Source organism: Pseudomonas sp. NFX15, assembly GCF_049132105.1.
In the GTDB taxonomy this organism is placed as follows: Bacteria; Pseudomonadota; Gammaproteobacteria; order Pseudomonadales; family Pseudomonadaceae; genus Aquipseudomonas.
In genome coordinates, this window is sequence record NZ_JAFMPV010000004.1 from 337924 (window position 1) to 346307 (window position 8384).

Sequence of the window (8384 nt, forward strand, 5' to 3'; positions counted from 1 at the left end):
CCCGAAAGCCCGTCCTTTGTGACGGGCTTTTTCATGGGCGAGCCCCGGCAAACATCGCGACACAGTACAACAGGTGATAAATGACCGGAGCTGCTCCAGTATTTCTGCACGGCATCCAAGACGGATGACGGGAGCAATTTCGCTCACTCACTCATTGCAAGGAAGCGGTAAATGACCATTGACTTGAAACAACACCTGGACACAGCCATTCAGTACATCGGCCGACAATATTCCGAAGAGCTGCGTGGAGAGCTCGCCAACAAGACCGGGCTGGCGGTACGCCCAAGGGGCATCGGGTTCATCATGAGCAAGGACTACAATCCCGCACGGATCAATCTGCTGGTTGAAAACGAAATCATCACCCATGTCACCATGGGCAATTGATTTGCGCCAAGCCATGCATCGCTCTACTCAGCACTGAAGCGCTGTGACTTGAACAGGCCGAAGCGCCACCCGCTTTTTCAAGCACAACAAAAAAGGCCCGTATCTCGCGATACGGGCCTTTTTCGTAAGAGGGAAAAATCAATTACTTGATTTTGCCTTCTTTGTAGATCACGTGCTTGCGAACAACCGGATCATATTTCTTGATCTCGATTTTGTCCGGGGTAGTACGCTTGTTCTTGTCGGTAGTGTAGAAGTGACCAGTACCGGCGCTCGAAATCAAACGAATCAATTCACGCATGATTAGCTCCCTTAAACCTTGCCATCGCGACGAAGTTCGGCCAGCACGACACTGATGCCACGCTTGTCGATGATGCGCATGCCTTTGGCAGATACGCGCAGACGCACGAAACGTTTCTCTTCTTCAACCCAGAAGCGGTGATGCTGCAGGTTCGGCAGGAAACGACGACGGGTTTTGTTGTTTGCGTGGGAAATGTTATTCCCAGTCACCGGACCCTTACCGGTAACTTGACATACTCTAGACATGCCTCAGCCCTCTAAAACCACATGCCCAACCCGGCATGGGTTGGCCGCTTAATCTCTCAGTCATTTGGCGCCAGGCGCCGCGTTTCTTTAGAGGTCTTACCGGCTACACCTACAGTGAAGGAACCGGGCCCCTAGAAAAGAGCGCTGCTTTATACCAGAAAGACTGGAGAGCAACAACATTCAGTGTGCGGCGAATTCATAAAAACCCCATTTTCCTGGCTCTGAGCGCCTTGGACAAAGGCTATCGCCGATGTCGACCGCTCGTCGCAGAGAATCAGCCAACTGGCCAATCGAGGGTTTTGCTCGCCCGCCTCACAGCAAATTCAGGCGCCTATAGTCCCCTCAAAATGAAAAAGGGGATAGTCATTTGCAAAAGAGCCCACTAGGGTAAGCCTTTTCCAGACTGCACTTGCAGATGGGCCTTCGATCTGTAAAGGAAGCCGACCATGCGCCTCGCTGCCCTACCGCTGTTGCTCGCCCCTCTCCTGTTGAGCCCTATGGCCTTTGCTGCCGCCCTGAGCGTCTGCACCGAGGCCAGCCCGGAAGGGTTCGACGTGGTGCAGTACAACTCGCTGACCACCACCAACGCCTCGGCCGACGTGCTGATGAATCGCCTGGTGGACTTCGACACCGCCAGCGGCAAAGTGGTCGCCAGCCTCGCCGACAGCTGGGAAGTCAGCCCCGATGGCCTGACCTACGTCTTCAAGTTGCATCCGCAGGTGAAATTCCACCGCACGGACTACTTCACCCCAACCCGCGACTTGAGTGCCGAAGACGTGATCTTCAGCTTCGACCGCATGCTCGACCCGGCCAACGAGTGGCACAAAGTCGCCCAAAGCGGTTTCCCCCATGCGCAATCGATGCAGTTGCCTGCACTGATCAAGAAGATCGACGCCCTCGACCCGCAAACCGTGCGTTTCACCCTCGACCACCCGGACTCGACTTTCCTGGCGACCCTGAGCATGGGCTTCGCCTCGATCTATTCGGCCGAGTACGCGGACAAACTGATGAAGGCCGGCACGCCGGAGAAACTCAACAGCCAGCCAATCGGCACCGGGCCGTTCGTATTTACCCGTTTCCAGAAGGACGCCTCGGTTCGCTACAAGGCCAACCCTGATTACTTCGGCGGTAAACCTTCTGTAGACCCGCTGATCTTCGCCATCACGCCGGACGCCAACGTGCGCCTGCAGAAGTTGCGCCGTAACGAATGCCAGATCGCCCTGTCGCCCAAGCCGCTGGACGTACAGGAAGCGCTGAAAGAGCCGACCTTGAAAGTCGAAAAAACTGACGCGTTCATGACCGCGTTCGTCGGCATCAACAGCCAGCACCCGCCATTGGACAAGCCCGAAGTGCGTCAGGCCATCAACCTGGCCTTCGACAAGGCCAACTACATCAAGGCCGTGTTCGAAGACACTGCCGAGGCCGCCAACGGCCCCTACCCACCGAACACCTGGAGCTACGCGAAAAACCTGCCGGGTTACCCTCACGACATCGAGAAGGCCAAGGCCTTGATGGCCAAGGCCGGGCTCAAGGATGGCTTCCAGACCACCCTCTGGACCCGCCCTTCCGGCAGCCTGCTTAACCCGAACCCAAGCCTGGGTGCGCAATTGCTTCAGTCGGATCTTGCAGAAATCGGCATCCAGGCCGAAATCCGCGTGATCGAATGGGGCGAGTTGATCCGCCGCGCCAAGGCCGGCGAGCATGACCTGCTATTCATGGGCTGGGCCGGCGACAACGGCGACCCGGACAACTTCCTCACGCCGCAGTTTTCCTGCGCAGCGGTCAAGTCCGGCACCAACTTCGCCCGTTACTGCAATGCCGACCTGGACAAGCTGATCAGCGCTGGCAAGACCACTGGCGAGCAAGGCGTACGGACCAAGCTCTACGAACAGGCGCAGGCGCAGATCCAGCAGCAGGCGCTGTGGTTGCCGCTGGCCCATCCGACGGCCTTCGCGCTGACACGCAAGGATGTCGAGGGGTACTCGGTCAGCCCGTTTGGGCGGCAGGATTACTCGAAGGTCAACATCAAGTAATCCGCCATACACAACCTGTAGGAGTGAGCCTGCTCGCGATTGCATTCTTTCAGTTACCGTCCAAGTGACTGACACAACGTCATCGCGAGCAGGCTCACTCCTACACTGGATTTGTATTCTCCCTTCAGAACTACATCCACCCATACTCCGCCATCGACAACGGATCGCCGTCCCCGATGATGAAATGGTCGAGCACCCGCACGTCGATCAACTCCAACGCTTTTTGCAAACGTTGAGTCAGCACTCGGTCGGCCTGACTGGGGTCGGGGTTACCTGACGGATGGTTGTGGCACAGAATCAGCGCCGCAGCATTGTGGGCCAACGCGCGCTTGACCACTTGGCGCGGGTGCACGGTGGTGTAGTCGATGGAACCGCGAAACAGTTTCTCGAACGTCAACACCTGATGCCGTGAGTCGAGAAACAGGCAGCCAAAGACCTCATGCGGCTCGTGGCGCAGCATCGATTTGAGGTAATCACGCACCGCCTGAGGGTTTTCCAGCGCCGACTTTTGACACGCCCGCTCGGCCAGATGACGCCGGCTCATTTCCTGCGCGGCCTGCAGTTGCGCAAACTTTGCCGGGCCGAGCCCCAGTTGCCCGCTGAACGTTTGCTGGTCCGCCTCAAGCAGCGAACGCAAGCTGCCAAATTCACTCAGCAGGTGCCGCGCCAAGTCCACGGCACTTTTGCCCACCACGCCTGTGCGCAAGAAAATCGCCAGCAACTCGGCATCTGAAAGGCTTGCCGGCCCCTGTTCAAGTAACCGCTCCCGCGGCCGCTCCGCCACTGGCCAATCCCGAATACTCATAGCCTCTCCCTGTCTGTAAGCCCGCTGTTCCGTAGCGGTCGCTGTGATATCGTAGCCCATCTTTTTAGCGGGCGAATTCACCCTGGGGAGGGGGTTTCGCCACGTATGTCACCCACGAATTGAAAGGCAGGCCTATGCAGCGGCTGTATCGGAAACGCATTGTTCTGGGCGTCGGCGGCGGTATCGCCGCCTACAAGAGCGCCGACCTGGTTCGCCGCCTGATCGACCAGGGCGCCGAAGTGCGCGTGGTCATGACCCGTGGCGGTGCCGAGTTCATCACCCCGCTGACCATGCAGGCCCTGTCCGGGCACCCGGTCCACCTGGACCTGCTTGACCCCGCGGCCGAAGCGGCCATGGGCCACATCGAACTGGCCAAATGGGCTGATCTGGTGCTGATCGCCCCAGGCACTGCGGACCTGATCGCCCGCCTGGCCCAAGGCATCGCCAACGACCTGCTGACAACGCTGGTGCTGGCCACCGACGCCGTCGTCGCCGTGGCCCCGGCGATGAACCAGGCCATGTGGCGCGACCCGTCGACCCAGGCCAACCTGCAAACCCTCGAAAGCCGCGACATCAAGGTCTTCGGCCCGGCCTCCGGCAGCCAGGCCTGCGGCGACGTCGGCCTGGGCCGCATGCTCGAAGCCCTGGAACTGGCGCAATGCGCAGCCGACTGCTTCCAGCGCCAGGCCCTGACCGGCAAGCACGTGGTGATTACCGCCGGCCCGACCCAGGAAAACATCGACCCGGTGCGGTACATCACCAACCACAGCTCCGGCAAAATGGGCTTTGCCCTGGCCGAAGCGGCGGTAGAAGCCGGCGCCCGCGTCACCCTGATCAGCGGCCCGGTGCACTTGCCGACGCCGGATCGCGTCACGCGCATCGACGTGGTCAGTGCGCGCGACATGCTCGCGGCATGCGAAGCCACGATGCCTTGCGACATCTTCATCGCCTCGGCTGCGGTCGCGGATTACCGCCCGGAAGTCGTCGCCCCACAAAAACTTAAGAAAGACCCTACAAGCGGCGACGGTTTCGTCCTGCAAATGGTCCGCAACCCGGACATCCTGGCAACCATCGCCACCCGTCCTGACCGCCCGTTCAGTGTCGGCTTCGCCGCCGAGACCGAACACCTGCTCGATTACGCAGCGCGCAAGTTGAAAGACAAGAACCTCGATTTGATCGTCGCCAACGACGTCGCCAACCCGAGCATTGGTTTCAACAGCGAAGAAAACGCCTGCAGCGTGATCGACCGTGCACTTCATGCCACTGTTTTCGCCCAGACCAGCAAGAGCAAGATTGCTCGCCAACTGGTCACCTTTATCGCCGAACGTCTGAACCAGGTTTAATCTACATGCACGCTTTGCAAGCCAAGATCCTCGACCCCCGCATCGGTACCGAATTCCCGCTGCCGCAATACGCCACACCGGGCTCCGCCGGTCTCGACCTGCGCGCCATGCTGGAGCAGGACACCGTGATCAAGCCGGGTGAAACCGTGCTGATCCCTACCGGCCTGTCGGTCTACATCGGCGACCCGAATCTGGCAGCGCTGATCCTGCCACGCTCGGGCATGGGCCATAAGCACGGCATCGTGCTGGGCAACCTTGTCGGCCTGATCGACTCCGATTACCAGGGCCCGCTGATGGTTTCTTGCTGGAACCGTGGCCAGACCGAATTCACCATGCCCGTCGGCGAGCGCCTGGCACAACTAGTGCTGGTACCGGTGGTACAGGCTCACTTCGAGATGGTTGAAGAGTTTGTTGAGACTGAGCGTGGTACCGGCGGTTTCGGCCATACCGGTACTCGCTGATTCGACAGGATTGATGGCGCTGATGGGCCTGGCTTCTCAGCGCAAAATTCAAATTGTCATCTGCAAGATTTAGCACTGAAAATCAAGGCATTGCCCGGCTCAACCCTTGCTGAATGGGGCGTCATGGCCCTTTCACACCACGAACTCTCTGTGAAAAACGCCGTCATACCCTTCAGTTTGAGCCTGCCGCCGAATGAATTGGCGGTTTGTCCAGCCACTTTCGAGATGGAGCATTTCCGCAGATGAATACCCCGGCCAAAATCGCACCCAAATTTCCCGACAGCATTTTCCGCGCCTATGACATCCGTGGCACCGTCCCGGAATTCCTGAATGCTGAAACTGCTTACTGGATCGGCCGCGCCGTCGGCTCCCAGAGCCTGGCCCAGGGCGAGCCGAATGTGTCCGTCGGTCGCGATGGCCGCTTGTCCGGCCCGGAACTGGTGGCGCATCTGATTAAAGGCATCGCCGACAGCGGCTGCCACGTCAGCGATGTCGGCCTGGTGCCGACACCGGCGCTGTACTACGCCGCCAACGTGCTGGCCGGTAAATCCGGGGTGATGCTCACCGGCAGCCACAACCCGTCGAACTACAACGGGTTCAAGATCGTCATTGCTGGCGACACCCTGGCCAACGAACAGATCCAGGCCCTGCACGAGCGCCTCAAGACCAACGACCTGAGCAGCGGCCAGGGCAGCATCACCCAGGTCGAGATCCTCGAGCGCTACAACAACGAGATCGTCCAGGACATCAAACTGGCCCGTCGCCTGAAAGTCGTCGTGGACTGCGGCAACGGCGCGGCCGGCGTGATCGCCCCGCAACTGATCGAAGCACTGAACTGCGAAGTCATCCCGCTGTTCTGCGAAGTCGACGGCCACTTCCCGAACCATCACCCGGACCCGGGCAAGCCTGAAAACCTCGTCGACCTGATCGCCAAGGTCAGGGAAACCAACGCCGACATCGGCCTGGCCTTCGACGGCGACGGCGATCGCGTCGGCGTGGTGACCAACACCGGCAGCATCGTTTACCCGGACCGACTGCTGATGCTGTTCGCCCGTGACGTGGTGGCGCGCAACCCGGGCGCCGAGATCATCTTCGACGTCAAATGCACCCGCCGCCTGTTCCCGCTGATCAAGGAATACGGCGGCCGGTCGCTCATGTGGAAGACCGGTCACTCATTGATCAAAAAGAAAATGAAGCAAACCGGCGCCCTGTTGGCCGGCGAAATGAGCGGGCACATCTTCTTCAAGGAGCGCTGGTTCGGTTTCGACGACGGCATCTACAGCGCCGCGCGGTTGCTGGAGATCCTCAGCAAAGAAAAATCCTCGGCCGAAGAGTTGTTCGCGACCTTCCCGAACGATATTTCTACGCCGGAAATCAATATCCATGTGACCGAAGAGAGCAAATTCAGCATCATTGATGCATTGCACGACGCACAGTGGGGCGCAGGCGCCGACCTGACCACCATCGACGGCGTGCGAGTCGACTACGCCAAAGGCTGGGGCCTGGTTCGCGCCTCCAACACCACACCGGTGCTGGTGCTGCGTTTCGAGGCCGATGACGAGGCAGAACTTTCGCGCATCAAGGACGTATTCAAAGTCCAGTTGAAGCGTGTTGCACCTGATCTCCAACTACCGTTCTGATTCACCCGGAGCCCTGAATGACCCTCGAACGCGAAGCCGCCGCCAACACCGCCAAGGTCCTGTCCGAAGCGTTGCCTTACATCCGCCGTTATGTCGGCAAGACCCTGGTGATCAAATACGGCGGCAACGCGATGGAAAGCGAGGAGCTGAAAACCGGCTTCGCCCGCGACATCGTGCTGATGAAGGCCGTGGGCATCAACCCTGTGGTCGTGCACGGCGGCGGCCCGCAAATCGGTGACCTGCTCAAGCGCCTGTCGATCGAGAGCCACTTTGTCGACGGCATGCGCGTCACCGACGCGGCGACCATGGACGTGGTGGAAATGGTCCTTGGCGGCCAGGTCAACAAGGACATCGTCAACCTGATCAACCGTCACGGCGGCAGCGCCATCGGCCTGACCGGTAAAGACGCCGAGCTGATTCGTGCGAAGAAGCTCACCGTCACCCGCCAGACCCCAGAGATGACCACCCCGGAAATTATCGACATCGGCCACGTCGGCGAAGTGGTCGGGATCAACACCGACCTGCTGAACCTGTTGGTCAAAGGTGATTTCATCCCGGTGATCGCACCTATCGGCGTCGGCGCCAATGGCGAGTCGTACAACATCAACGCTGACCTGGTGGCCGGTAAAGTCGCCGAAGCGCTGAAAGCCGAGAAGTTGATGCTGCTGACCAACATCGCCGGTCTGATGGACAAGTCAGGGACGGTCCTGACCGGCCTGACGACCCAACAGGTCGACGATCTGATCGCCGACGGCACCATCTATGGCGGCATGCTGCCGAAGATCCGTTGCGCGCTGGAAGCGGTCCAGGGCGGCGTGGGCAGCTCGCTGATCATCGACGGTCGCGTGCCGAACGCGATCCTGCTGGAAATCTTCACCGATACCGGCGTCGGCACCTTGATCAGCAATCGCAAGCGTCCTTGAGCGATAGCGCACACAAAAAGCCCCCGCTCGGCCTGGCTGAGCGGGGGCTTTTTTGCAGCGGCTTATCTGTTGATCCGCAGTGCTTCATTCGCTGGCAAGCCAGCTCCTACAGAATCGGCGAAATCCCTGTAGATACTCTGTTCACGGTCAAGCTTTCGCGAGATGTTTTTCGCTGAAAAGCTTGGCCGTATCAAATTCTTCTCCAGAACGCATGCACGCCCATAACCCGGTCAGGTATTTGCGCATCACCGC

General features: G+C 59.5%; 8 protein-coding genes and 1 pseudogene. 6 read left to right on the forward strand and 3 right to left on the reverse strand.

Features of this window, described 5'->3' with window-relative positions; all coding sequences use genetic code 11:
• Window positions 1-171: 171 nt before the first annotated feature.
• Complete coding sequence (locus J1D76_RS06920; RefSeq protein WP_347909756.1) at window positions 172-384, forward strand: hypothetical protein; 213 nt, start codon at window positions 172-174, stop codon at window positions 382-384.
• Window positions 385-526: 142 nt separating this feature from the next.
• Here the strand turns inward: J1D76_RS06920 and rpmG are convergent, their stop codons facing one another.
• Both rpmG and rpmB read right to left on the reverse strand, forming a co-directional pair.
• The gene (rpmG, locus tag J1D76_RS06925) at window positions 527-682 is read right to left on the reverse strand and encodes a 50S ribosomal protein L33 (RefSeq protein WP_003177274.1); all 156 of its coding nucleotides are present in this window, start codon (window positions 680-682) and stop codon (window positions 527-529) included.
• 11 nt (window positions 683-693) lie between these two features.
• Window positions 694-927 (reverse strand): 50S ribosomal protein L28, encoded by a 234-nt coding sequence (gene rpmB, locus J1D76_RS06930; protein ID WP_003177273.1) that lies wholly within the window; start codon window positions 925-927, stop codon window positions 694-696.
• A 446-nt stretch (window positions 928-1373) separates the two neighbouring features.
• Here rpmB and J1D76_RS06935 point away from each other — a divergent pair, with 446 nt between their 5' ends.
• On the forward strand, window positions 1374-2960 hold the full coding sequence (locus J1D76_RS06935; protein ID WP_421137634.1) for an ABC transporter substrate-binding protein: 1587 nt from the start codon (window positions 1374-1376) through the stop codon (window positions 2958-2960).
• Window positions 2961-3090: 130 nt separating this feature from the next.
• Here J1D76_RS06935 and radC read toward each other — a convergent pair whose 3' ends face one another.
• Complete coding sequence (radC, locus tag J1D76_RS06940) at window positions 3091-3765, reverse strand: RadC family protein (RefSeq protein ID WP_421137635.1); 675 nt, start codon at window positions 3763-3765, stop codon at window positions 3091-3093.
• A gap of 134 nt (window positions 3766-3899) precedes the next feature.
• On the opposite strand from radC, the gene coaBC reads away from it, so the two are divergent.
• The 4 genes and pseudogenes from coaBC (at window position 3900) to argB (ending at window position 8132) form a co-directional block, all read left to right on the forward strand.
• The gene (coaBC, locus tag J1D76_RS06945) at window positions 3900-5108 is read left to right on the forward strand and encodes a bifunctional phosphopantothenoylcysteine decarboxylase/phosphopantothenate--cysteine ligase CoaBC (protein ID WP_421137636.1); all 1209 of its coding nucleotides are present in this window, start codon (window positions 3900-3902) and stop codon (window positions 5106-5108) included.
• Between the two features lie 5 nt (window positions 5109-5113).
• Window positions 5114-5569: a dUTP diphosphatase gene (dut, locus tag J1D76_RS06950; protein ID WP_007975171.1), complete on the forward strand. Its 456-nt coding sequence runs from the start codon at window positions 5114-5116 to the stop codon at window positions 5567-5569.
• Between the two features lie 263 nt (window positions 5570-5832).
• A pseudogene (locus J1D76_RS06955) lies at window positions 5833-7209 on the forward strand (phosphomannomutase/phosphoglucomutase); the annotation flags it as partial.
• Between the two features lie 17 nt (window positions 7210-7226).
• Window positions 7227-8132 (forward strand): acetylglutamate kinase, encoded by a 906-nt coding sequence (argB, locus tag J1D76_RS06960; protein WP_008047078.1) that lies wholly within the window; start codon window positions 7227-7229, stop codon window positions 8130-8132.
• The last annotated feature ends 252 nt before the right edge of the window (window positions 8133-8384 follow it).